General features: G+C 66.2%; 20 protein-coding genes and 1 other RNA gene. 12 read left to right on the plus strand and 9 right to left on the minus strand.

Features of this window, described 5'->3' with window-relative positions; genetic code table 11:
* The first annotated feature begins 45 nt into the window (after positions 1 to 45).
* The 3 genes from ABD687_RS00315 to ssrA all read left to right on the plus strand — a co-directional run bounded on the left by ABD687_RS00315 (position 46) and on the right by ssrA (position 2,566).
* Positions 46 to 1,500 (plus strand): peptidoglycan DD-metalloendopeptidase family protein, encoded by a 1,455-nt coding sequence (locus ABD687_RS00315; RefSeq protein ID WP_310288263.1) that lies wholly within the window; start codon positions 46 to 48, stop codon positions 1,498 to 1,500.
* Between the two features lie 56 nt (positions 1,501 to 1,556).
* Positions 1,557 to 2,039, plus strand: coding sequence for an SsrA-binding protein SmpB (smpB, locus tag ABD687_RS00320; protein WP_310288261.1), 483 nt, complete (start codon positions 1,557 to 1,559; stop codon positions 2,037 to 2,039).
* Positions 2,040 to 2,196: 157 nt separating this feature from the next.
* Positions 2,197 to 2,566: a transfer-messenger RNA gene (gene ssrA / locus ABD687_RS00325) on the plus strand.
* Positions 2,567 to 2,818: 252 nt separating this feature from the next.
* Here the strand turns inward: ssrA and ABD687_RS00330 are convergent.
* From ABD687_RS00330 to ABD687_RS00345, 4 genes are all read right to left on the minus strand, one after another.
* Entirely contained in the window at positions 2,819 to 3,562 is a 744-nt protein-coding gene (locus ABD687_RS00330) for an ATP-binding protein (protein WP_310288258.1), read from the minus strand.
* Between the two features lie 22 nt (positions 3,563 to 3,584).
* Positions 3,585 to 5,237, minus strand: a complete 1,653-nt coding sequence (istA, locus tag ABD687_RS00335) for an IS21 family transposase (RefSeq protein ID WP_310288256.1) — start codon at positions 5,235 to 5,237, stop codon at positions 3,585 to 3,587.
* 325 nt (positions 5,238 to 5,562) lie between these two features.
* Positions 5,563 to 6,309 carry a PspA/IM30 family protein gene (locus ABD687_RS00340; protein ID WP_264270734.1) on the minus strand — a complete coding sequence of 249 codons (747 nt, stop codon included), beginning with the start codon at positions 6,307 to 6,309 and terminating at the stop codon, positions 5,563 to 5,565.
* 134 nt (positions 6,310 to 6,443) lie between these two features.
* Positions 6,444 to 8,501: a TPM domain-containing protein gene (locus ABD687_RS00345; RefSeq protein WP_310288253.1), complete on the minus strand. Its 2,058-nt coding sequence runs from the start codon at positions 8,499 to 8,501 to the stop codon at positions 6,444 to 6,446.
* A gap of 270 nt (positions 8,502 to 8,771) precedes the next feature.
* Between ABD687_RS00345 and ABD687_RS00350 the strand changes: the two genes are divergently transcribed.
* The 4 genes from ABD687_RS00350 (at position 8,772) to ABD687_RS00365 (ending at position 13,258) form a co-directional block, all read left to right on the plus strand.
* Positions 8,772 to 10,376 (plus strand): S1C family serine protease, encoded by a 1,605-nt coding sequence (locus tag ABD687_RS00350; RefSeq protein ID WP_310288249.1) that lies wholly within the window; start codon positions 8,772 to 8,774, stop codon positions 10,374 to 10,376.
* A 322-nt stretch (positions 10,377 to 10,698) separates the two neighbouring features.
* Positions 10,699 to 11,520: an electron transfer flavoprotein subunit beta/FixA family protein gene (locus ABD687_RS00355; RefSeq protein WP_302262476.1), complete on the plus strand. Its 822-nt coding sequence runs from the start codon at positions 10,699 to 10,701 to the stop codon at positions 11,518 to 11,520.
* 23 nt (positions 11,521 to 11,543) lie between these two features.
* Entirely contained in the window at positions 11,544 to 12,497 is a 954-nt protein-coding gene (locus ABD687_RS00360) for an electron transfer flavoprotein subunit alpha/FixB family protein (protein WP_310288241.1), read from the plus strand.
* A 5-nt stretch (positions 12,498 to 12,502) separates the two neighbouring features.
* Complete coding sequence (locus tag ABD687_RS00365; protein ID WP_264270729.1) at positions 12,503 to 13,258, plus strand: PIG-L deacetylase family protein; 756 nt, start codon at positions 12,503 to 12,505, stop codon at positions 13,256 to 13,258.
* 91 nt (positions 13,259 to 13,349) lie between these two features.
* Here ABD687_RS00365 and ABD687_RS00370 read toward each other — a convergent pair whose 3' ends face one another.
* From ABD687_RS00370 to folP, 5 genes are all read right to left on the minus strand, one after another.
* Positions 13,350 to 13,907, minus strand: a complete 558-nt coding sequence (locus ABD687_RS00370; protein ID WP_264270728.1) for an anti-sigma factor — start codon at positions 13,905 to 13,907, stop codon at positions 13,350 to 13,352.
* A gap of 119 nt (positions 13,908 to 14,026) precedes the next feature.
* Positions 14,027 to 14,503: a tRNA (cytidine(34)-2'-O)-methyltransferase gene (locus tag ABD687_RS00375; protein WP_302262474.1), complete on the minus strand. Its 477-nt coding sequence runs from the start codon at positions 14,501 to 14,503 to the stop codon at positions 14,027 to 14,029.
* Between the two features lie 96 nt (positions 14,504 to 14,599).
* A complete protein-coding gene (locus ABD687_RS00380; RefSeq protein ID WP_310288238.1) occupies positions 14,600 to 15,526 on the minus strand; it encodes a J domain-containing protein in 927 nt (308 codons plus the stop codon).
* A 58-nt stretch (positions 15,527 to 15,584) separates the two neighbouring features.
* Positions 15,585 to 16,370, minus strand: coding sequence for a pyrimidine reductase family protein (locus ABD687_RS00385; RefSeq protein ID WP_310288235.1), 786 nt, complete (start codon positions 16,368 to 16,370; stop codon positions 15,585 to 15,587).
* Entirely contained in the window at positions 16,370 to 17,350 is a 981-nt protein-coding gene (folP, locus tag ABD687_RS00390; protein ID WP_310288232.1) for a dihydropteroate synthase, read from the minus strand. The genes ABD687_RS00385 and folP overlap by 1 nt, the downstream gene beginning before the upstream one ends.
* Before the next feature lie 134 nt (positions 17,351 to 17,484).
* Between folP and ABD687_RS00395 the strand changes: the two genes are divergently transcribed.
* The 5 genes from ABD687_RS00395 (at position 17,485) to srmL (ending at position 23,336) form a co-directional block, all read left to right on the plus strand.
* Complete coding sequence (locus tag ABD687_RS00395; RefSeq protein ID WP_310288230.1) at positions 17,485 to 18,396, plus strand: hypothetical protein; 912 nt, start codon at positions 17,485 to 17,487, stop codon at positions 18,394 to 18,396.
* Between the two features lie 133 nt (positions 18,397 to 18,529).
* Positions 18,530 to 19,720, plus strand: a complete 1,191-nt coding sequence (locus ABD687_RS00400) for a cysteine desulfurase family protein (protein WP_377700362.1) — start codon at positions 18,530 to 18,532, stop codon at positions 19,718 to 19,720.
* Positions 19,717 to 20,853: a tRNA 2-thiouridine(34) synthase MnmA gene (gene mnmA, locus ABD687_RS00405; RefSeq protein ID WP_310288224.1), complete on the plus strand. Its 1,137-nt coding sequence runs from the start codon at positions 19,717 to 19,719 to the stop codon at positions 20,851 to 20,853. Before ABD687_RS00400 ends, mnmA begins: the two co-directional genes overlap by 4 nt.
* A 72-nt stretch (positions 20,854 to 20,925) precedes the next feature.
* Positions 20,926 to 21,633, plus strand: coding sequence for a GNAT family N-acetyltransferase (locus ABD687_RS00410; RefSeq protein ID WP_310288221.1), 708 nt, complete (start codon positions 20,926 to 20,928; stop codon positions 21,631 to 21,633).
* 584 nt (positions 21,634 to 22,217) lie between these two features.
* Positions 22,218 to 23,336 (plus strand): PheS-related mystery ligase SrmL, encoded by a 1,119-nt coding sequence (gene srmL, locus ABD687_RS00415; protein ID WP_310288219.1) that lies wholly within the window; start codon positions 22,218 to 22,220, stop codon positions 23,334 to 23,336.
* Positions 23,337 to 23,378 lie beyond the last annotated feature (42 nt).

A 23,378-nucleotide genomic window follows, 5' to 3' on the forward strand; every position in this document is an offset into this window, starting at 1 on the left:
CCTACCTATGAATAATTCAGTTCACCGAGGACTCAAAGGACATTTATGTTAGCCAAAGCAGTATGGTGCCGTATGGCGCGTTCGGGAGCCGTGGGCGCATTGTCGATCGCCCTCTTGGTTTCCGGGGGCGTGGGTGCACACGCGGATGAGCTAGATGACCAAAAGCGCCAAGTTGAACAGAACATCGATCACCTCTCCGAGGACTTGGAAGTCCTCGATGACGATATCAAGGTCACCGATGCGAAGCTTCGAGGACTGCAGGCTCAGCTTCCCGGGGCTGAACAGGCCCTGGCAGATGCACAGGGCCGGGTGCGAAGGGCCGCGGATGAAGCGGCCGATCTGGCCCGGAGGGTCCAAGCGGCTCGCGAAACACGCGATCAGCTGAACGTGAAAATCGCCGAGGGCAAGGCGAAGCTTGAGGATTCCAAGCAAATCATCGGACAGATTGCAACGGAAGCCTATAAGCGGGGCGGAGTCTCCTCGGACCTCTCACTGCTCATGAACGCCACTTCCGACGGCAATCTGGCCGCGGGCATGGATCTAGCAGACCAGGCCATGCGGTCGCAAAACGCCGCCCTCGATGCCTTGTCCGAACAGTCGGCGACCGACGCCAACGCGAAATTGCGTCTGGCTGCAGTGGAAGCTGAAATTACCGACCTCAAGTCCGCCGCCGATGCGGCGCTGGCGCGCGAGCAAGTCGCCCGTGACGATGCCGAGTCCAAGAAGCGTGAACTTGATGGGATCATCTCCCAGACGGACGCGCTGAGTGCCGAGCTCCTCGCCCAGCGTCCGCGCATTCAGCAGAAGCTGCGCGCCGAAGAGGCTGACCAGGTCAGGATCAACGGGGAAATCAAGGAGCGCCAGGAGCGCCTGATCCGTGAGGAAGCCGAGCGCAAGCGCAAGGCTGCCGAGGCTGAGCGCAAGCGCAAGGCTGAGGCCAAAGCGAAATGGGATCGTGAAGAGGCAGCTCGGGCCAAGGAGGCCAGGGAAGAAGCCGCTCGACAGAAGAAGAAGAACACGTACGTTAAACCCAAGTACGTTGCACCCGCTCCGCAAGCTGCTCCGCCAGAACGAAGCTCATGGGGCTTGATCAAGCCGGTGAGCGGCGGACGTCAGACCTCGGGCTTCGGTTGGCGGCCCACTCCTGCGGGAACCATCGACTACGGTGGACGAGGCGGTTACGTGCATGCCGGAGTGGACTGGGGCTTCGGCGGACAATGTGGCTCTCCAGTGCGCGCAGCTGCGGACGGAGAGGTCTGGATGGCCGGCTGGGGCGGAAGCTCCGGAAACAAGGTCACGATCAGCCACGGCGTGGTCAAGGGCCGGGCACTGGCAACGAACTACCATCACATGCAGCGGATTGTGGTCGGTGTCGGCCAGAACGTTCAGCAGGGCCAGCTCATCGGCTACGTAGGAACGACCGGCAACTCCACCGGCTGCCACATGCACTTCGAAACGATTCTTAATGGTGCGGCCGTAAACCCATTGGGACTTCTCTAGCGGTAAGCTATAAGCTCGCCAAGTGACGAAACCACTCGCGGAGAGGAGTTGCCAACGTGTCTAAGAAAGACCCGGAACAGCGGATTATTGCCAGCAACCGCAAGGCCAGACATGACTTCGAGATTCTCGATACCTACGAAGCCGGAATGGTGCTCAGCGGAACTGAAGTGAAATCCCTGCGCGAGGGCAAGGCTTCGCTGGTTGATGGATTCGGCCAGTTCTACCGCAATGAACTGTATGTGGAGAATGTCTACATCCCGGAGTACCTCAATGGCTCGTGGACGAACCATGCGGCCCGGCGGCGACGCAAGCTGCTCCTGCACCGCCAAGAGCTGCTGAAAATTGAACGCAAGATCAATGAATCCGGTCTGACGATCGTACCGCTGAGCCTGTATTTCAAGAACGGGCGTGCCAAGATTGAAATTGGCGTTGCGCGCGGTAAGAAGGAATACGACAAACGCCAGAGCCTGCGTGAAAAACAGGACAATCGCGAGGCACTTCGCACGATGAGGGAACGTAATCGCGGAGCTCGTGAGTAGTTGCGCATCCTCGTCTCGGGAACCCACCGGTTCCCTCCACTCCTTTTGGCCGCGGTCCAACAGGGAATAGACGTGAGGCGATTGTGCGTTAGACTAGATATGCACGGTTGATGCGTGTGGTTGGGGCGGCGCAAGCTGCCCGTTGACAACAAAATACGGGGATGATCGGTTTCGACGGTGTGAGTCGCGACATGTGAAGCGGGCCGAGGATGCAAAGTTATCTCGTTAACGCTCTTTGCAAAACAATAAGTGCCGACTCAAAGCGCACTGACTTCGCTCTCGCTGCCTAAGCAGCCAGACAGTCCGTAAGCCAGGGGATGCTATCGCCCCTGTTCCTTACGTCATTTAGATAGCCACTGCGGGAAGTTATCGTTACCGGAACGACCTGCATAATTTAGGTAACTGTGCCCGGATCAGCCGCTTGTTTGCATGACGGCTGGGGCAGAGAAAATCCAACGCAAACTGCGCCCGGAGAAGACCTGGCAACACCACATCGGACGGGAGTTCAATTCTCCCCATCTCCACAATGAACGCCCTGCGGATCTTCGGATCCGCAGGGCGTTTCTTGCGTTAACGAGAACTCCCCGTTTCCAGAGGCGGCGAAAATCTGTGGACAAGCCGCTGCCGAGCCATCGAGGTTGGCTTCCAGAAGCTCAGGAGAGCCCTCCCTTGTGCGGGGGTGTATGGACGGAGCTTTCGGTAGCACCTGTGGAACGAACCGGTAGCACTGGTGCGAGAACCCGGTAGCGCCCGGCCCGCCGCACCAGCACCCCACCGCTTTAGCTTGCCGGCTCAGCTCGTTGATCGGCGTGGGCACGTCGGCGCATATTCGGCCCGTCAAGCTGGATCAGCTCACTGCTGGAAACAATGCGGTTAAGGATCGACTCGGCGATCACCGCATCGTGCAGCGACTTGTACCAGTCCTCGGGATCGAACTGCGACGTCACCACCGTGGCGCCCCGGTGTTCACGTCCTGCGAGGATATTGAGCAGTTCGCTCGCGGTCTCCGGGCTGATCGGCGTGGTCAGGAAATCATCCAGGACCAGGACATCGCAGTCGTGCAGGTCTCCGAGGAACTTCAGCCGTTCGGAGTCCGCCCGATGATAGACCGCGAGCTTATTGGCCAGGTCATCAAGCCGGAAGTAGCGTGCCGTGTGGTCGTGCCGGCAAGCCGCGTTGACCAAGGCCTGGGCCAGATACGATTTGCCGACACTTGATTTCCCGAGGATCACCAGGTTCGTCGTCTGCTCAATCCACTGGCACGATGCGAGCCGTGCCACGACCTCCCGGTTCAGCGTCCTATCGGGCAGATAGTGGATCTCTTCAATGCAAGCGGCCGGGTTGGGCGTTTTCGACTCCTTGAGCAGTTTCACCACCCGACGCTGGGCCCGGGCCGTGGTCTCCTGGTCCAAGGCGTGACGGACCTTGCGGGAGAACGTCCATTCGTCATAGGCCGGATCGTTGGCCATGTCGATGACAGCCTGGCCGAACGCGGTCATCCGCAACCTGGTAAACAGCCCCATGTCATCTTCCGTCAGGTGGTGGTCAAGCACGGCCTTCCCCCGTCGTCGGCTCGGTCAGGCTTGCGTTGGTCAGCGCCTCGAGACTGAACTGCGAGATCCCGTCCAGGTGGGCACGGCTGGTATCCCGGACGCCCACCGTTCTCCCCGTCGCAGCGGACGGCCCCGGGCCAGGAGCGAGAGTTGCAGGACGCCCGGCATGGTCCGCACGCAGGACGGCGATGCGATGCTTGACCGCGGTATAGCTGATCGGGTTCCTCGCGTCGTGCACGCAGAGGTCGTGGCAGGCCTGTTCCAACAGGCTGCGGTTGTTGCCTTTCCCCAGCTCGAGGATGTTCAAGCACGACCGGTAGCCCTGGGCTTCGATCTTCTTCCGCTCCAGCAACCGGGTCAAAGCCTGGACCGTGTAGGGGCCGACCTTGGTCGCTTGCCGGATGAAATAGGCCCGGGTCCATAGCAGTGAGGTGTCCTCATACCCGTGCGGCGCGTGGTCGGCGTCGGTGACGTAGGAATGACGCCGCGCCCCACGCTGGTGCGAAGCGATCACTGCCCCGTCGGCAAGGATCGTGACCTGCTCACCGACCACCCGCACGTCCAGGGTCTGCCCGGCGTGCTGGTGCGGAACCGAGTATTTGATCGTGTCGACCTGCACGTGCCAGTCCCGCGAGACCTTCGCCTTGCGCCACTGAACTTCCCGCCACGGCTCATCCGGGAGGCCGATCAACTCGGGGCGCTCGGCTTCCTCGAACCACTCACGCCGGGAGCGGGGCTCACCGCGGAAGGGCGTCCGTTCGTTGATCATGTCCATCTGTTCGGCCACGGCCTCATTGAGCTCATCCAGGGTCGTGAAGCGCCGGTCGGCAAGATAGTGGATGATCCAGTTCGTCACGATCTTCACCCCGGCCTCGACGTGGCCTTTCTCTTGCGGCTTGTAGGATCCGGTCGGGACTGCCGCGCTCTGGTAATACTCCAGGAAAGCCTCATAGGACTGGTTCACGTCCCGGGCCTTTTCATAGCGGCTGATCTGGTTCGAGGCGGTCGAGGCATTGTCGGGAATGACCAGTTGGGTCACGCCTTGAAAATATTCAAAGGCCCTGCGGTGCATCTGGCACCACGCTGGAAGCTTCTCGTCCAGGGACCCGTACGCGAAGATCATGCCCGAATACGGCAACGACGCCACGAAGACCGAGACCTTCGTGGTTTCCCGGGTGATGGGGTCGGTCAGCTGCATCTTGGTCCCGGCCCAGTCGACCTGCATCGTGCGTCCGGGTTCGTGCGTAAGCGGGCTGGTCAGGTCGTTGGCCTTCACGTGCTCGGCAACGATCTGGCAGAACCGTTCATACCCGTAAAACCGGGCGGAGCCCGTGTGCGGGGTGTCCAGGTAGCGGGCCCACATGACCTTTAACGGTGGCTTTTTCCGGCCGATCCGGGCCTTCACCACGGCATCGATGTTGACGGGAACGAACTCGCTGGACACGTTCTTGCGGCCATCGCTGAAAAGCCGGTCAAGGTCCTCATCGCTGAGCGCGTCGACCTGATCAAGGGTGGTCAGTTTCTGGTCGTCAAGGACCTGGCGGGCCTTGGAGATCGTTCGATGCGAGCAACCGGCTCGCGCTTGGACCTGCCGATACGAATTGCCCTGCACCAGCAGGGCCATGATCTGTCTGTAATCAGCCACTACGGTCGGTTTCCTTTCACTGGCCACGACCTGTTGCCGTGGGTGAAAGCAATCCTGACTCTGAATGCTCCGAAGTGCTACCGGATACTTACATGTTTGCTACCGGTTCGTTCCACAGGTGATACCGAAAGCTCCGCCTAAACACGGGGGAGCGCCCTGCCTCGTTCGCGGGATTCATGCGTCTGAACGAAGCTCGGCTCCCGTCACCGGGCAGCCTAAAGGGGACGGACAGCGGCGGGGCACCGGATCGATTCCGGTGCGCTCCGCCGCCGTCCGCCCCCTCAGTCGGCAGAGCGCGGGCTGCCATGGCGGGTGGGGGTGAAGGCTACTCGCCGGCGCCCGTGGTGATCGACGGCGCGGACTTCGGTGCCTTCAGCGCCGCGAGACGTGCCTCAATCTCGGTCTGCTCGCCCAGGTCCTCCAGCGAGTTGAACTGGGCGTCCAACGACGAGGAGGCGAGTTCGGCGGCACCGCGCACTCGGGCTTCTTCGCGACGGATCTTTTCCTCGAAGCGGCTGACTTCGCTGGTGGGATCCATGATGTCGATGCTCTTCACGGCTTCCTGCACCTGGTTCTGCGCCTGGGCGGACTTGGCGCGGGCAACGAGTTCGTCGCGCTTGGAAAGGAGCTGCTGGCGCTTGGACTTCATGGCGTCCAGGCCCGACTTGAGCTTGTCAACGATGTCCCGCTGCGAGGTGATGGTTGGCTCGGCGGACTTCGCCTCCGACTCGGACTGCATCTGGCGCTGGATGGCGACCTTGGCCAGCGAATCGAATTTGTCGGCATTTGCGCCGTCGCCAGCGGAACGGAACTCATCGGCCTTGCCGGAGGCGGCCAGTGCCTTGTTGCCCCAATCCGAGGCGGCCTGGACATCCTCGGTGTAGTCTTCCTCCATCATGCGCAGGTTGCCGATGGTCTGCGCCACGGCGGTTTCGGCCTCGGCGATGTTGTCGGTGTAGTCGCGCACCATTTGGTCGAGCATCTTCTGCGGATCTTCCGCGGAATCGAGCATGGCGTTGATATTGGCCTTGGCCAGCTGTGCGACACGACCAAAAATAGACTGCTTTACCACGGTGAGACCTTTCGTTGACTGTCTTGTTGAACTTTTCCCTGTCGCGCTTCCGTGTGCCGGAACTGCGTTACTGCAATCAAGGGGCGGGGCTGGCCGTGGCAGGTGGCCGTCAGGCCGGCCGGGGCGGCACCTGCCTAGAAGTTGCCCCCGTCGCCACCGCCGAAGCCGCCTCCGAAGCCGCCGCCTCCGCCGCCGCCGAATCCACCGAAACCGCCGCCGCCAAAGAGGCCGCCGCCGGAGTCGCCCGAGTGCGAACCGCCGCGCAGGATGGAATCAATAAGGATGCCGCCGAGGATGGCACCGCCAAGACCGCTGCCGCCTCCGCGCCCTCCGCCAAAGCCGCCGCCGCCGAAACCGCCGCCGAAGCCATCGACATCGTTTTCCGCCTCGCGTGCTGCCTGGTCGGCCAGTGCGGAGGCATGCTCGGCATGGGACAGGGCGGTGGATGGATCCGAGGGGGCCAGGCGCAGGGCCTCCTCAAGGTTGCGCTGGGCCTCGGCGAGACGGGTGCGCGCGGTGGCACCGACGCCGCCGCGCCTGGCCCTGATGAAGTCGTCGGTGCCGCTGATCTTCATCTGTGCGGTGCGGATGGCGGACTGCAGGGACTCGGCCGCGCGGTTGGCGCGTTCCTGCGCATCGCGGATCTGGTTCAGTTGTTCATTGAGCGGGCGAAGACCGGCATCGACCTCCGAGACGAGCGCCACCGGGTTCACCAGGCCGCTGCCGACCTGGGACTGGACCGAGGACAGCGCTGCCTCAAGGCGGGCGACGGAACCGGCAAGCTCGGGGTTGGAACCGTTGGCGACAAGGGCGCGGCCCTGCGCAAGGTCCTTCGCGGCGGTGGAAACCAAGGATTCGAGGTCCGCCCGGGCCTTGTCCAGGTCGTCTCCGGCGTGGGCGATCGCTTCAAGCAGCACGGTTGCCTGGTGCACGGCGTCCTCGCCGGCCCGCACGGCCACGGCGGCCTCTGAGGTCTCGGACGAGGCGATCTTCGCCTCTGCGGTCAGCACCGCGGTGTTGGCGAAGTCGAGTCGGTCGGTGGCCTCGGCGATGTTGGTGTGGACCTGGTGCAGCGCGCCCTCGGTGTAGCGGGTGGCGAGTTCGGCGAGATGGTCCTTCACGGTGCCGACACGTTGGCGCATGGGCTCGATCTGCGCTTTGAGCGAGGCGACGGCCGCAGGTGCGTTCTGTTCGAGCTCGCGCAACGAGGTGAACTCCTCCGTGTGCAGTTCCAGTGTTTCGTTCACTGCCTCACAGCGGCGGATGATCTCCCCGAGCCAGGAACGCTGGTCGGCTTCGGTGTCGGGGATGTGGTCGTCCAGCTGCTGCTGCAACTTGAAGGACTCGGACATGTGCTCCTTGGCGGCAGCAATGTCCTCGGCGAAGGGCTTGATGGCGGCCTCGCCGAATTGGGCCTGCGCGAAGCCGACCTCCTGCTCGGAGGAGCGAATGGCATCGTCGGCGGCAATCAGCAGGCTGCCGGCCTTGGTGCGCAGGTCGGGGATGCTCAGCGATGCCAGCGGATCCAGCGGCTTGCCGTCGGGGCCCGTGGCCACCGGCGGGGGACCTGCGGGAAGCTTCTTGCGGCGTGCCAGCGCCCAGGCCGTGGCACCGCCGACCACCGCGACGCCGCCGACAAGGATCCATCCGGCGCCGCCGCCGGAGCCGCCCGATTCGTTCGAAGCGGGCTCGCCGCCGGTGGGCGACAAGCCGTTGGCCACGTTCTCGATGCCCGTGACCGCTGCCAGCGCAGCGGCCGCCCAGTCTTGCTGGGACAACTGCGGGGCGACCATCCTGTTGTAGATGGTGCTGCTGTCTTCGGCGGAAATGTCACCGTCCTCGTGGGCGACGAACTTCGCGTTGCGCTGCTCCACGGCGATGGCCAGGACCGCGTCGCTGGTGCCCATCTGCTTGGACTGCGCAACGGCATTAACCCATTCGTCGGGGTCGGCCGGATCGGAGAAGGTATCCACGTAGATAACGAAGAGCGACTGCCCTGTGTCGAGGCGCAGCTGGTTTACGGCGTCGGTCACTTCGGTGGCGTCGGACCCCAGAACCCGGGCCTGGTCCACCACGAATTCGCCCGGGGGAATCTGCACGGGGGAATCGGCCGAGGCCGGCGGTGCAAGCATGAACAGGGACAAGATTCCTGCGGAGGCAACAAGTGCCATCCGCCGGGGGAGCGACTTCATATTATTCCTTCACCCTTGCATGGTCGGCCGCGGAAACGTCGGGTCGGATGCGTGGATACTCGCAACTTTCCGGTTTCTGCTGTCGATGTTGAGTCTATGGGGGGCGATGCACGCGAGTCCACAGAATCGCCGGATCATCCGGATGCTGATGGCGAACAACGCATTCTCACAGCTAACACTCAGGTGCCCCTTTTCGCCGCCACAGCCCAAAAGGGCATAGTTGTAACCAGGAAATGCAGGATTATCCACCTTCAGGATGGGAAGAAAGCCATGAGCGAGAACGAGTCACAGAACCCGGGAACCCCGGCCGACGGCCGGCCGCAGCCCGAAGCCGGCGCCGTGCCGCCGCGTCCCGTGGCACCGCCAACCACCCCCTCCAGCGGTCCGGACGCCGCGCAGCCGGTTGCCATGGAGCAGCCCGCCGCGGACGAAGGGCGGGCTCCGGTGGACAAGATCGAGGGCGCCGCGGACCAGACGCAGTCAATGCCGCGCCACACCGCCGCGCAGCAGGATGCCACCGGCCCGCAGCAGCCGGTGCAGCGGCCCGCCTACGGACAAGCCTGGAACTCGCAGGGACAGCATTCGGCCTCGCCCTACGGGTCCCCGACCCCCGAGGACCACGCCGCGGCCTTCGCCGTGCCCCCTGCCCAGAACAATTCCCCGAAGAAGTTCACCTCCGGCGCCCTGATCGTGGGCATGGTTGCAGCAGCGCTCGTGGGTGCCGGCGGCGCGGTGGGCGCCAACTACGTGATGTCCTCCAACGGGACCACCGTCTCTTCGAGCACCCAGACGCCCCAGGGCGACGTGGTCATCAACAACCCGGAGAACGTCACCGCTGTCACCGCCGCTGCCGCCAAGGCCAGCCCCAGCGTCGTGACCATCGACGTCTCCGGCTCCGGCTCGGCCGGCTCGGGCTCCGGCATCATCCTGGACACCGCCGGACACATCCTCACCAACACGCACGTGGTGACCCTGGGCGGCACCACCGGCGACCCGTCGATCTCTGTGCGGACCTCGGACGGGAAGGTGCACAACGGCTCCCTGGTGGGAACCGACCCGCTCTCGGACCTGGCCGTGATCAAGATCGATGCACCGTCCCTGGTTCCGGCGACGCTGGGCGCCTCGTCCGAGCTGAACGTGGGTGACACGGCGGTAGCCATCGGTGCACCGCTGGGCCTGAGCGGCACCGTTACCGACGGCATCATCTCCACGCTGAACCGGACCATCTCCGTGGCCTCCTCGGCGGTGCCCGAACAGGACGAGAGCGCGGAGGGAGACGGGGGCGGCAACCAGTTCAACTTCCAGTTCCCCGGTGTCCCGGAGCAGCAGTCCGGGTCCGCCGGCTCGATCTTCATCAACGTGATCCAGACCGATGCGGCCATCAACCACGGCAATTCCGGCGGCGCACTGGTGGACGTCAACGGGGACATCATCGGCGTGAACGTCGCGATCGCCTCCTCCGGGTCCGGTTCCGAGGGCTCCTCGGACGGCGGGTCGATCGGCGTCGGCTTCGCGATCCCGATCGATTACGCCAAGCGCATCGCCGACGACATCATCGCCGACGGCTCGGCCTCGCACGGCATGCTCGGGGTTGAGGTGCTGGCCAAGCCCGCATCCGTGGAGAACGGCGGATCGTCGTCCTTCAGCGTCGGCGCCGAGGTCAAGAAGGTCGTTGCCGACAGCCCGGCGGCCGCCGCCGGCCTGGAGGTCGGGGACGTGATCACCGGGGTGGATGCCCGCACCATCTCCGACAGCACCTCGCTGACCGCCGCGATCCGTGAGCTCCCTTCCGGTGGAAAAGCGGAAATCCACTACATCCGCGGAGGGAACGCTGCCACCGCGAATGTGACGGTCGGGGAATCCCCGGCCAGCTGATTCCGGGCCCGCCCGCCACACGGGGTAACACGGCCGGTCCCGCCGCCCGCAACGCGGCGCAACACGCCGCAACCTTGCGAAATGTCACGGGACGCGGCGTGCCTGCAACAAGGACCACACCCCCTTCCTGCAGGCACGCCGCGTTTGGTGCGTCGGGGCCGGGAACGGGCAGCTCCCGGGGCCCGGGCAATGCCATCGGGCGGTGCCAGGCACCGATACGATATACGAGGGGAAGGGCCGGTCCCGCCCGCCTTTGGCGGAAGCCGGTGAGCACCGGCCGCCGTTTCCCCCCAGATCTGTCCACGTTTTCAGAAAGGCAGCAATGAGCCAGAACACCGGCACGCCCTTGAACATTCTCGTGTTGGTCAAACACGTGCCAGATGTCCAATTCGAGCGCCAGCTGACAGGTCCGGGCAACCGACTGGACCGCAAGGATTCCGTCCTGTCGGAACTCGACGAGTACGCCATCGAGGCCGCCCTGGCGCTGTCCGAGTCCCGCGGCGGGGACAAGGCCGGCAACACCGTCACCGCGATGACGATGGGCCCGGACGCTGCGGCGAACGCCGTGAAGAAGTCCCTGCAGATGGGTGCCGCGAAGGGTGTGCATATTTCCGATCCAGCGCTGGCGGGCTCCGACGCCGGGGCCACGTCCCTGGTGCTGGCCACGGCCATCAAGCAGCTGGGCGGCTTCGACGTGGTGCTGACCGGCATGGCCTCCACCGATGCGGAAACCTCGCTCGTGCCGGCGCAACTGGCCGAACGCCTGGGCATTGCGCAGCTGACCAACCTGTCCAAGGTCGAGCTCGACCCCGGATCCAACACGGTTACTGCGGTGCGCGAGGGCGAGGACGGGGCACAGACCCTGGAAGCCGGGCTGCCGGTGCTGCTCTCGGTCACCGACCAGGCCAACGAGCCGCGCTACCCGAATTTCCGCGGGATCCTGGCAGCCAAGAAGAAGAAGGTCACCACGCTCACGCTCGCCGAGTTGGGCCTGGCCGAATCGGCAGTGGGCGCCGCCGGGTCCGCGACCCGCGTCCTGGGCGCCGATCCGCGCCCGCCGCGCGCCGCCGGCGAAATCATCACCGACTCCGGCCAGGCCGGCATCGCGCTGGTTGACTTCCTTGCCGACGCCAAGCTGATCTAGCACCTACCCAAGGGGATACACGCATGATGAAGATATTGGTTTACATCCACGCCCCCGCCGGCACGCCGTCCAAGGGCCAGCGCGAGCTGCTGGCGCTGGCGGCACGGCTGGGCGATGCAAGCGCGGTGCTCGGCGGCCCGGCCGACGACGCGGCACTGGCGGGGCTTGGCGCAGCCGGCGCCACCGCTTTCTATGCCGCTGCCGGCGGCCTGGACGCCGACGGGCTCATCGCCCCCGCCGTATCGCTGCTGGAGGCAGCGGTGCGCGCATCGGGCGCCTCGGCGGTGCTGTTACCCAACAGCGTCGAGGGACGCGAAATCGCCGCCCGGACTGCGGTGCGCCTGGACGCCGGAGTCATCACCGACGCCATCGACGTGGACGCCGAGCTGACCGTGACCAAGCCGGTGCTCGCCGGCAGCTGGACCGTGAAGGCACAGGCCACCCGCGGACCGGCACTGATCACGCTGAAGGCCAACAGCATCGAGGTGCCCGAGGCGACGCCCGCCGGCGGCACAACCGCGCCGGTGCACGAACTCGAAATCGGCGACACGGCCCCGGCTGCCCGCATCACCGCCACCGCACCGCACACCGCCACCGGGCGCCCGGAGCTCTCCGAGGCCCGCTTCGTGGTGGCAGGGGGCCGCGGCGTCGACGGGGATTTCGGTCCCGTCGAGGACCTGGCCGATGCGCTGGGCGCGGCGGTCGGCGCCTCGCGCGCCGCCACCGACGCCGGCTGGATCGACCACTCGGCGCAGGTCGGGCAGACCGGCACCACTGTCTCCCCGCAGTTGTACATCTCCGCCGGGATCTCCGGGGCCATCCAGCAAAAGGCAGGCATGCAGACGGCCAAGACCATCATCGCGATCAACAAGGACCCCGACGCCCCGGTCTTCGAGATCGCGGACCTGGGAATCGTGGGGGACCTTGCCACGGTGCTGCCGCAGGCAGCCGCCGAGATCCGCCAGCGCAAGGGCTAGCGGGCGTGGGCATCTTTGACCCGGAGACCGAGCCGGTCAACCGGGTGCTGTGCTTCGGCGCGCACCCCGACGACCTGGACTTCGGGGCCTCGGGCACCGTGGCGGCCTGGACCGCTGCCGGCGTGCAGGTCGAATACTGCATCATGACCGACGGTGACGCCGGGGGATTCGATACGCGCACCGCGGCGGAGATCACCGCCACCCGGCACGCCGAGCAGCGCGCGGCCGCCGCGCTGGTGGGCGTGCAAACCGTGCATTTCCTGGGGGAGGCCGACGGCTTCCTGGAACCCAACCACCGGGTCATGCAGCAGGTGGTCAAGCTGATCCGCACGCTGCGCCCCGACGTTGTGGTGGCCATGCACCCGGAACGCAACTGGGAGCGGATCCAGCGCTCGCACCCTGACCACCTGGCCTGCGGCGAGGCGGTGACCCGTGCGATCTACCCGGCGGTGGAGAACCCGTTCTCCTACCCGGAGCTGCTGGAGGCCGGGCTCGAGGCGTACAAGCTGCCGTGGCTCTGGCTCTACGGGGCACCGGCGGAAAGGGAGAACCACCGGGTGGAGATCACCCAGGTGTTCGACCTCAAGCTCTCCGCGCTTCGCCAGCACCTGAGCCAGCACCCCGACGTGCCGGCCATGGAACGCTATGTGCGGGCCCAGAGCGCGGACCAGGGAGCCAAGGCGGGCCTGGCCCCCGGCGCCCTGGCGGAGGCCTTCCACGTGGTGGCGGTCAACGCGGCCGACACCATCGCCGGTTTCTAGCGTTCATCGGACCAGAGCACAGTGGGCCGTCTTCCCTGCGTAGGGGAAGACGGCCCACTGTCGTCTGCGGCGCGGGTGCGCCGATGAATCGCTACTTCGGCTCGGGAAGGTCAAGCACGGCAAGCGGCGCGGAGCTCGGTGCGGTGCTGCTGCCATCGGCGGGCTCCAGCGAGACCATGACGGAGGCGATCTTCTCGACGCCGTTGAATCCCTCCTGCGCCGGTTCCTCCCCGGGAACGACGTTGGCCAGCAGGGTGGGCCTGTCGGTGGAGGCCTCGATGAGCCACACCGAGTAGGTCTCGCTCGAGCCCACGTCCGGCAGGCCGGTGAGCTCGATCATGCCTGCATCGGCCTTCGCCGAGGTGGTGAGCACCGCGTTCCCGCCGCCTTCCAGCTCCGCCTGAACGACGACCTGGTCGGAGGCGCGCTCGACCTTGGAGACGTAGTTGGTCGGGACCAGGGTCGACAGGCCCGCGATGAGGCCGATCAGGAGCACTGCCAGGCCTGCAACCACGAGCACCCACCTCTTGAGCGGGCGTCGGGCCGGGCGCTCGGCATCGGTGGACACCTGGTCCACCAGATCCATGCCGAGGTCCTCTTCGTTCTCGTCGCCGCGGTGCGCGGGGGTGGCGGGATCGGTGCCGGTCATGAGTTGCCGTCCTTCGGAAATCGAGTTGGGGTGGCCGGGGAATGCCACGTGTAAGCATAGGCGAGAAGCCTAGGTGTTTAGTGTGTGCCGGCCGGATACCGGCCGCATGCACCGGGCGCCTAGCGCGTGCCGGTGCCGGTGCCGGCGAAGCCGTGCTGTCGCCAGGCCTCGTACAGCGCGATCGAGGCGGAGTTGGCCAGGTTCAGCGAGCGGCGGGCCTCCAGCATGGGCAGGCGCACCGTGGCGGTCACATGCGCGTCCTGCTTCACCACGGTGGGCAGGCCGACGGATTCGGGGCCGAAGAGCAGCACGTCGCCCGGCTCGTAGGCCACATCCGTGTACATGGTCTCTCCCTCGGAGGTGAAGGCGAAGACGCGTGTGGGGGCCAGCGCCGCCCACGCTGATTCGAGGTCCTTGTGGACGGTGACCACTGCCAGGTCGTGGTAATCGAGGCCCGCACGGCGCAGCTTGGAGTCCTCGAAGTCGAAGCCCAACGGCTCGACGAGGTGCAGCTGCGCGCCGGTGACGGCGGCCAGGCGGATGGCATTGCCGGTATTGCCGGGAATTTCGGGAGTGTAAAAAAGGATTCGGAACACGCCCCCCAGTTTACGGTGCCGGGGCCTCGACGCCAGCAGGGGCCCGGTCCATGGCGCGGCCCGCGGTCCGCCCGGGCGGGCAGCCGTCCCGCGTGGTTAGTACATTCCGCCCAGCAGGCGCGCCAAAATGGTGCGATCCACCACATGCGGGGCCGGCCCGGTGCCCAGGAACATCTTCATTTCCCGCACCAGGTTGATGGCGTTGACGACATTCAGCGCGTTGATGGGGCCGGGTTCGGCGCCGCGGGCATAGTCGATGACAGGTTCGTGCAGGTTCCCGTCCGGGGACAGGATGACCGTCCAGCCGGTGACGTTCAGCTCGGGGAAAAGGCGCTGCATCTCGTGCACCAGCGGGGCAATGCGCGGCGGGTCGATGTGCTTGCCGTCGCGCAGCAGCGAGGCACCGTCCCAGCGGTAGACGCCCTTGGGCAACATCATGGAGTGGATCAGCGCCAGCCGGTAGCCGCCCAACAGGACGTGGTCGATGTAGCCGCCGCCCGGGGCATGCAGCCCGTTGACCAGGCGCGTGGAGGGCAGCGACGGCAGCACCCTGCGGACCAGCAGTTGGACCGTGCGGTTCTCCCGCGCGAGCCGGGCCTGGGCGCCGAAGATCCCGCGCTTGCGCGGGGTGCCATGCACCTGGCGGACCGAGGTTTCCCGGTCAATGGCACCGGGGACATCGAGCGCCGGGAGGTAGGTCGTGGCGTCGGTGGCCGAGGGGCGGGCATTGCCGGTCCCAAAACGCATCGAGCCGCCGTCGGACGGGCTTCCGCCGGCCTCGGGGGCTGGCGCCTTGCCGCGCAGGTAGCTTGATTCGGTGCCGTAGCTGCGGTCATAGCGGGTGCGGGCAGCAGAGTCGATCAACGTTTCGTAGGCCAGCGTCACGGCGGCGAAGTCCCGGGCGTCTCCGCCGTGGTCCGGATGGGTCAGGCGGGCAGCCTTGCGGTAGGCGGACTTGATCTCGGTGGCGCTGGCGGTGGGGGCAACGCCCAGGACCTCGTAATGGGTTTTCCGCTGGGCCACGTGGCTGCCTTTCGGATCGGGAATGCAGGCATCGATGCGCGATGTTGCTCAAGCGATCTTACCGGTTGCCGATGGACGTTTGCCCTGCAGGACCGCTCCCGTGCGCCCGGCGGTATTCGGCCAGCAGGCCGCTATCCTCCTCGAGCAGAAGGTGCAGGGACATCTCGCGGGACACATCCGTGGGGGTGCCGCGGGCAATCCGGCGCGAGTCCCCGCCCACCAGCAGCGGGGAGAAGGTCACGCAGAGGCTGTCCACCGCATCGGCCCGCTGGAAGTCGCCAAGGAGCGTGGGCCCGCCCTCGGAATGGATCACGCGCAGGCCCTTGCCGTGCAGCGTCCGGATGATCCACCGGGGGTCGATGACAGGCCCCGGGTCCCCGGAAGCGATGACCTCCGCCACCGCGCCCAGGGCCGCCGCCCGCTCCGGATTCGCGGCGCCCGAGGTGAGGACCAGGATCTTGCCGGGGTTCGTGGTGAACAGTTCGCTCCCGGGATCCAGGTCCAGGTGGCCGGAGACCACCGCCAGCAACGGGCGCTCGGGCATGCCGCGCGCCAGGCGCCAGGCGCGCGAGGGGGCATCGAGCAACTCGCCGTCGTAGCCCTCGGCCCGCACCGTCCCCGCACCCACCAAAATGACATCGGCCACCCGGCGCAACAGCATGAACACGCGCTTGTCGGCATCCGTGCCCAGGTCACCGGAAAGGCCGCCGAGCGTTGCCGCACCGTCGATCGAGGAGATGAAGTTGAAGCGGACGAAGGGGTCCCCTGAGCCCGGCGGCGCGTAGGACTCGAGCAGGGCTGTGTCGTCGAGGTCCGGGGCGGGGTCGGGGAGCAGGCGCCGCATCAGGAACCTTCCCGGGCGGTTCTGCGGACGGAGAGGTCATCATGGACCGGGGAACCGGACGGGGCCCCGGGGTGCGCCGGGGGATTGACCTCGCCCATGTTGTGCACCAGGTACGCCGGCTCGCGCCACCCCATGGCCGCCTCGAGCATCCGGATGGTGGAGACCGATTCGGGGATGTTGTGCATGCGGATGATCCGTGCCCCGTTCATGATGCACATGCTGGCCGCCGCCATCGAGCCGGCGGTGCGTTCGGACTTGGGTACATCCAGGGTTTCGCCGATGAAGTCCTTGTTGGAGACGGCAGCCAGGCTCGGGTAGCCCAGTGCGGCGATGGCCTCGAACCCGGCGGTGATGGCCAGGGTGTGGAGCGTGTTCTTGTTCAGGTCGTGGCCGGGATCCACGATGATCTTCTCCTCGGCGATCCCCAGGGAGAGTGCGAAGTCGACCTTCCGGCGCAGGTACCCCGTGACCTCAGCGACCACGTCGTCATAGGTGGGGCGCGGGTAGATGGTGCGAGGTGCGGCGAGCGAATGGGTGATGACCAGGTGCGCCCCGGCCTCGGCCACGGCGCGCCCGAGCTGCGGGTCGCTCAGGCCGGTGGTGTCGTTGATGACGTCGGCTCCCGCGGCCATGGCGGCGGAAGCGACCTCGGGCAGGAACGTGTCGGCTGAGATGATCACGTCGCTTTGCGCCCGAACCGCCCGGATGACGGGGACGATCCGCTGGGCCTCTTCCTGCCAGGACAGCGCGGGTCCGGGAGAGAAGGGCACCCCGCCGATGTCGATCCAGTCGGCCCCGGCGTCCACCGCCTCCAGCGCCGCGTCCACCGCGGAGCCCAGGGCGAAGGTGGCCCCGGAATCGTAGAAGCTGTCGGGCGTGCGGTTGATGATCGCCATCAACGCGACCCGCGCGCTGAAATCAATGCTGCGGTGCGCGAAGCGGTGGACCGGGTGGCGAAGTGCGGGTAGGTACATGCTCATGCGGGCTCCTAGCAACGATCTGTTAGACCATTCTTACCAGTTTTAGAAGCTTTGGGGAGGATGAAGCCCAGTGCAGGTCTCCAAGGGCGGACGGCACGGCGCACCGCGGGCGCGGGCTTGGGTACCCTGTATGAATGACTTTGAACTTCGTCGCCCCCGATGCCGGCGCATGGATAGTGCAGGCCCTGCAGGAACAAGGCCGGGACGCAGACACCGCAAACCTGGTCGCGGGCCAGGTGCCCCGCGGCTTTGCCGCCTACGCACGGATCTTCCACCCGGCCATGGGGACCGACGGGCAGCCCGTGCGCTGGGATGCGATCGCCAAGCGGCGCGGCAGCACCATGCACGCCCTGGCGCAATTCGCCGCACTCTCCGGGATCGGCGAGGACGGGGTGCCACTGGCAGAGGACTCCTGGGAGGGGGAAGCCCCGGGCTGGGACGGGCTGGGTGCCGCCGAGCTGCGCGCCATCGCCCCGCTGCTGGCGGCGCACACCGCGACCCCTGGCGAAATCCACCTGGCGCTCTGGAACGGGCTGGCGTTCATCCACGGCGGCGACCAGGTCGAGGTAGTGATCGAGAACGACCCCGCCCTCACCGAGGAAGAAAACGCCAGGCGCGCCGAGGAACTTGCCGCCCGTGCCAAGGCACCGGCATTTTCCGAAGAGGTCAGGAACGCGCCGACCTTGCAGATCGGTTCCGGCTACCGCTCCTTCTACGTTTTCCGCGGCGATGCGGAGGACCTGGCCAGCCCGCTGTGGGCACGGACCTCCCTGGGCGAACAGCGCCAGTCGCCCAACCTGGCCTGGCCCCAAGACCGCGCCTGGCTGATGTCCACCGAGCTCTACGAGGATTCCACCATCGTCGGCGGCAGCCGCGGGCTCATCGACGCCCTGCTGGGCTGCGCCGGCATCGAGGCCTGGGAAGTCGACGCCGACTCCCGGCTCGATGCGGCCGGAGACACCCGCAACGAGCTGCCGGCGGCGGATGACGAACCCTTCGATCCCGAGGAACTGGCGGGGGAGTACTTCCAGGGGGAAGGCAACTAGCCCCCTGCGGGCGCGTGGGAGGGGGATGCGGGGGCGTTGTGAGGAATCACTCCGCCCCGGAGACCCGCAACAGGGCTAGAATTGTTCGGTGTCCACGAGCCCCATTTACCTAGACCACGCAGCCACGACACCCATGTCCGGCCCAGCGCTCGCCGCCATGACCCATGAGCTGGCGCAGACCGGCAACCCCTCCTCGCTGCACGGCGCCGGCCGCCGCGCCCACCGCGTCACCGAAGAAGCCCGCGAGCAGCTGGCCGCCGCGGCCGGGGCCCACCCCTCGGAAGTCATCTTCACCTCCGGCGGCACCGAATCGGACAACCTCGCCCTCAAGGGCCTGTACTGGAACCGGAACGCCGCCGACCCGGCACGCAAGCGCATCCTCTGCTCCGTGATCGAGCACCACGCGGTGCTTGACACCGTGGAATGGCTTCAGGCCCACGAAGGGGCGGACGTCACCTGGCTGAACGTGGACACCGACGGGGTCATCGACCTCAACGCGCTGGAATGCGAAATCGCGAAGAACCCCCACGACATTGCCCTCATCACCATCATGTGGGCCAACAACGAGGTCGGCAGCGTCCAGCCAGTGGCGAAGGTGGTTGCGCTCGCCGACCCCCACGGCATACCGGTGCACTCGGACGCGGTCCAGGCCTTCACCTCGGTGCCGACCCGCTTCGCCGACTCCGGGCTGGCCACGATGGCGGTATCCGGGCACAAGATCGGCGGGCCGGTGGGCATCGGCGCACTCTTCGTGCGACGCGACGTGGTGCTCACTCCCGTGCAGCACGGCGGCGGGCACGAACGCGCACTGCGCTCGGGTACGCTGAACGCCGCCGCCACGGCCGGGTTCGCCGCCGCAGCCACGCAGGCCGCAGCCAACCTGGAGGCCGAGGCAGAGCGCCTGGCCACGCTGCGCGACACACTCATCGACGGGGTGTCCAGGCTGGTTCCCGAGGCCGTGTTCAGCGGCACCGCGGATCCCGGACACGCGGGCACCCGCTTGCCGGGCAACGCGCACTTCACCTTCCCGGGCTGCGAGGGAGACTCGCTGCTTTTCGTGCTGGACATGCTCGGGATCCATTCCTCCACCGGCTCCGCCTGCACCGCCGGGGTGCCGCGCCCCTCCCACGTGCTCTTGGCCATGGGGCGGGACGAAGCGACGGCACGTGGCGCACAACGCTTCACCCTCGGGCATACAACGAGCGCCTCCGACGTTGAGAAGTTGGTGGCGGCATTGCCCGAGGCCTATGCGCGGGCCAAAAAGGCCGGCATGGCCGCACAAGTCAGCAGCATCCAAACGGCAGGGACAGGGTTCACACGATGAAGGTTTTGGCAGCAATGAGCGGCGGGGTCGACTCCGCGGTCGCGGCGGCACGCGCCGTCGAGGCCGGCCACGAGGTCGTCGGCGTGCACCTGGCACTTTCCCGCATGCCCGGGACCCTGCGCACCGGTAGCCGCGGTTGCTGCACCGTCGAGGACTCCAACGACGCCTGGCGGGCGTGCGACAAGCTCGGCATCCCCTACTACGTCTGGGACTTCTCCGAGCGCTTCAAGGAAGACGTGGTCGACGACTTCATCGCCGAGTACGAGGCAGGACGCACCCCCAACCCCTGCATGCGCTGCAACGAGCGCATCAAGTTCGCCGCGCTGCTGGAAAAGGCCATCGCGCTGGGCTTCGACGCGGTCTGCACCGGGCACTACGCCAAGGTGATCCGGGATGGGGAAGGCAACCCAGAGCTGCACCGCGCCGCCGACTGGGCCAAGGACCAGTCCTACGTGCTGGGCGTGCTCACCCACGAGCAGCTGGAGCACTGCATCTTCCCGCTGGCCGAGACCCCCTCCAAGGCCGAGGTCCGCGCCGAGGCAGAGGCCCGCGGGCTCTCGGTGGCGAACAAGCCCGACAGCCACGACATCTGTTTCATCCCCGATGGGGACACCCGCGGCTGGCTGGCCGAGCGCATCGACATGACCAAGGGCGAGATCGTGGACCAGGAGGGCAAGGCCCTGGGCGAGCACGAGGGCGCCCACGCCTTCACCGTCGGCCAGCGCAAGGGCCTGAAGCTCGGCACCCCGGCGGCCGATGGCAAGCCGCGCTTCGTGCTGGAGATCCGCCCGAAGGAAAACAAGGTCATCGTTGGCCCCGAGGCCCTGCTGGCCGTCGACGAGCTGCGTGGCATCAGGATCTCCTGGGCCGGGCTGCCCATCGCCGACGCCGAGGCCGGCATCGAGTTCGACTGCATGGTGCAGGTGCGTGCGCACGGCGACCCCGTCGATGCCCGCGCCCGCGTCGAGCCGCAGGAAGACGGGTCCAACGTCCTGGTCGCCACGCTCATCGAGCCGATGCGCGGGGTCGCCCCGGGCCAGACCATGGTGATCTACCAGGGCACCCGCGTGCTGGGCCAGGCCACCATCGATTCGGCCCGCTCCACCGCATGGGACCCGTCACTCGTCTCATAGCCGGGAGGCCTGCAATTCGTAGCGTGGTTGAAGCCGGGACATACCGTGTCAAGCGTCCGCTAGGGTTGCCGCATGACGCTAAGACCCAGCACCGTCTCAACTGTTCAGCTGGCGTGGGCACAAATCCTGGGGGTGGATCAGGACGCCCTGGCTGACGGCGGTATGAGGATCCACTGCGAAAAAGACGACAGCTCCGTGCTCACGTTTGTGTCGTTGTTTGGAACTGGCGTTCTGGTGGGCCCGGGGTGGGCAATTGAAGCAGCCGAAGACCTGACTGACGCCGAACTCGCCAGCCATTCAAAATTATTGGAGATCAGTTCACCGTACGGTGGACAACCGCTCGGTGAAGCTGCACTTTATTTTTGCGACGATGGCCCTGCCATACCGGGTGTCGGTCAGACGGTGAGCCGCGATCCAAGACATGCCGTCGCTTTGGAAGGTGCCTGCCCGACAAATGATTCCACGGAAGTTCTCCTGAGCGAGATGGCCAATACGTTCGTCTTGCTAGATGACAGTGTTGATCCGCCATTCCCGCACGCAGGTGCTGGATATGACATTCGGGCAGGCAGCCTGGCTCAGATGGGCGTGCTCACCGCGCCCGAAGTACGGCGTCGCGGGCTCGCCCTCAAGGCCGCCACGATAGCCATGGGTCAGGCTATGGCCTCCGGGCTCATTCCACAGTGGCGAGCCAGAACCGATAACACGGCGTCGATTCGCACAGCCGTCAGCGCAGCGTTCGAGTACGCGGGAACCCAAACAAGCGTGGTTCTCAGGCCCTGAATGGCGGCTTGCGTAGTGCTGGGGAAATGGATCGATGACCATCCTCGGCCCCTTCAAACGCTTTAAGCCCCGCGCTCCGTCCTAAGTCTTCGACGGCCCGTGCCCCGGGCCAGGCGTTAACCACGCGATTGAGGATGTTGGCGTGCGCGGAATAGGCCGTCGCGCATACGAAACGTCCAATACATCAATCGCCTGGCCGGTGTGGACGGGCACCAGCCCGAGCAGCGCCAGGATGGGTGCCACCTTGTGACGCCGAATATTTTCTGCGGGCCCGGCGTATTGGTCCGGTGGACCGCCTGTCGCTGCACCGAGCGGCTTGAAGTCCCAAGCCATCATGCTGCCGCGTCTTTGTCCTTTACCGGATTTCAGATTAGGTCGTCGATATTTTCAGGTGTGCCCAAGACCAGGGGTTGCTTGGACAGGAACATGCAACCTGCTAGCCTCGGCAACATGCGTAACTCACTGCGATTTATCAGCCCCCGACCGGTTGCCGGTCGCGAGGGCTCTGAGGCGCGCGCCTAGGTCCTGGCGGCGGAGCGGATCGGGGGACTATCCACCGATCCAGACCCACCCAAGGACTTCCCATGACTACTTATCTTTCCGCAGATGAACTCCACGACGCTCTAACGCTGCGTGACCTCTCCAATCCCGAGCATGGCCCACACGCCATGCAAGAGCTGCTGGGCCAGGTCACCACGGCTCTCACGCGTCGTTGGGGCGTGGTGGCCAAGACGGTGCGAAACAGCCCACTGGTCTCGGTCACAGACAACTACGACAACCTGGGCTTCTCCGCGTCGACCGTGACCCGCGACCAACGGTATTCGCGATACGTGAGCCCCACGGTGATGCTCCGGAGCCACACCTCGGCATCGGTCCCTGGGTTGCTCAGGAATCTGCCGCGAACCGGCGGGTTGGACGAACTGGTCGTCATGCCCGGGTTGGTGTATCGACGGGACGCCATCGACCGGACACACGTCGGCGCACCCCACCAGGTGGACCTCTGGCGGATATGTCCATCCCCGGCACTGGGGCCGGTCGACCTTGAATCGATGATCGCCGTTCTGGTCGAGGCGGTCTTGCCCGGTGCCCGATGGCGCACGGTGCCTGCCGTCCATCCCTACACGACCAACGGGCTGCAAGTGGATGTCCTGGTTGGCAGCGCATGGTTGGAACTCGCCGAGTGCGGCATGATGGCGCCGCACCTCTTCGCCGAGGCCGGACTCGACCCGGAACAGTGGTCGGGCCTCGCCCTGGGCATGGGCCTGGACCGGGCCCTGATGCTGCGCAAGGGCATTCCCGACATTCGACTCCTGCGTGCCCGCGACCAACGCATCGGATCCCAGATGCTCGATCTGGCGCCGTGGCAACCGGTCTCGCTTCTTCCCCCGATTCGGCGCGACATCTCGATCGTCGTCCCCACATCCTTCGACGAGGAGATCCTGGGCGACGAAGTCCGCCAAGCGCTCGGGGAGCGCATGGACGACCTTGAATCGGTCGGGCTTCTTGGACTGACCGACTGCGAGGACCTGCCTGCGGCGGCACGGGACAGGCTGCAGATCGAACCCGGGCAGGCGAACGCACTGATTCGCATTACGCTCCGGCCGATCGAAAGCACCCTCACCGCGCGGGAAGCCAATCTCATGCGCGACGATATTTACAGGGCACTGCACCAGGGCCGTGTCGTGGAACTCATCGCAGGCTAGACGGGCATGGTCGCGGTCGGCGCCAACTAGCCGGCCGACCGC

Origin of the sequence: Paeniglutamicibacter sulfureus (assembly GCF_039535115.1) — a bacterium.
GTDB lineage: Bacteria > Actinomycetota > Actinomycetes > Actinomycetales > Micrococcaceae > Paeniglutamicibacter > Paeniglutamicibacter sulfureus.

Coding starts and splice junctions, on each gene's coding strand:
- ABD687_RS00315 (WP_310288263.1), top strand. CDS start 46: ATGTTAGCCAAAGCAGTATGGTGCCGTATGGCGCGTTCGGGAGCCGTG.
- ABD687_RS00330 (WP_310288258.1), bottom strand. CDS start 3,562: ATGGGGCTGTTTACCAGGTTGCGGATGACCGCGTTCGGCCAGGCTGTC.
- ABD687_RS00345 (WP_310288253.1), bottom strand. CDS start 8,501: ATGAAGTCGCTCCCCCGGCGGATGGCACTTGTTGCCTCCGCAGGAATC.
- ABD687_RS00350 (WP_310288249.1), top strand. CDS start 8,772: ATGAGCGAGAACGAGTCACAGAACCCGGGAACCCCGGCCGACGGCCGG.
- ABD687_RS00355 (WP_302262476.1), top strand. CDS start 10,699: ATGAGCCAGAACACCGGCACGCCCTTGAACATTCTCGTGTTGGTCAAA.
- ABD687_RS00360 (WP_310288241.1), top strand. CDS start 11,544: ATGATGAAGATATTGGTTTACATCCACGCCCCCGCCGGCACGCCGTCC.
- ABD687_RS00370 (WP_264270728.1), bottom strand. CDS start 13,907: ATGACCGGCACCGATCCCGCCACCCCCGCGCACCGCGGCGACGAGAAC.
- ABD687_RS00385 (WP_310288235.1), bottom strand. CDS start 16,370: ATGCGGCGCCTGCTCCCCGACCCCGCCCCGGACCTCGACGACACAGCC.
- folP (WP_310288232.1), bottom strand. CDS start 17,350: ATGAGCATGTACCTACCCGCACTTCGCCACCCGGTCCACCGCTTCGCG.
- ABD687_RS00395 (WP_310288230.1), top strand. CDS start 17,485: ATGACTTTGAACTTCGTCGCCCCCGATGCCGGCGCATGGATAGTGCAG.
- ABD687_RS00400 (WP_377700362.1), top strand. CDS start 18,530: ATGTCCGGCCCAGCGCTCGCCGCCATGACCCATGAGCTGGCGCAGACC.
- mnmA (WP_310288224.1), top strand. CDS start 19,717: ATGAAGGTTTTGGCAGCAATGAGCGGCGGGGTCGACTCCGCGGTCGCG.
- ABD687_RS00410 (WP_310288221.1), top strand. CDS start 20,926: ATGACGCTAAGACCCAGCACCGTCTCAACTGTTCAGCTGGCGTGGGCA.
- srmL (WP_310288219.1), top strand. CDS start 22,218: ATGACTACTTATCTTTCCGCAGATGAACTCCACGACGCTCTAACGCTG.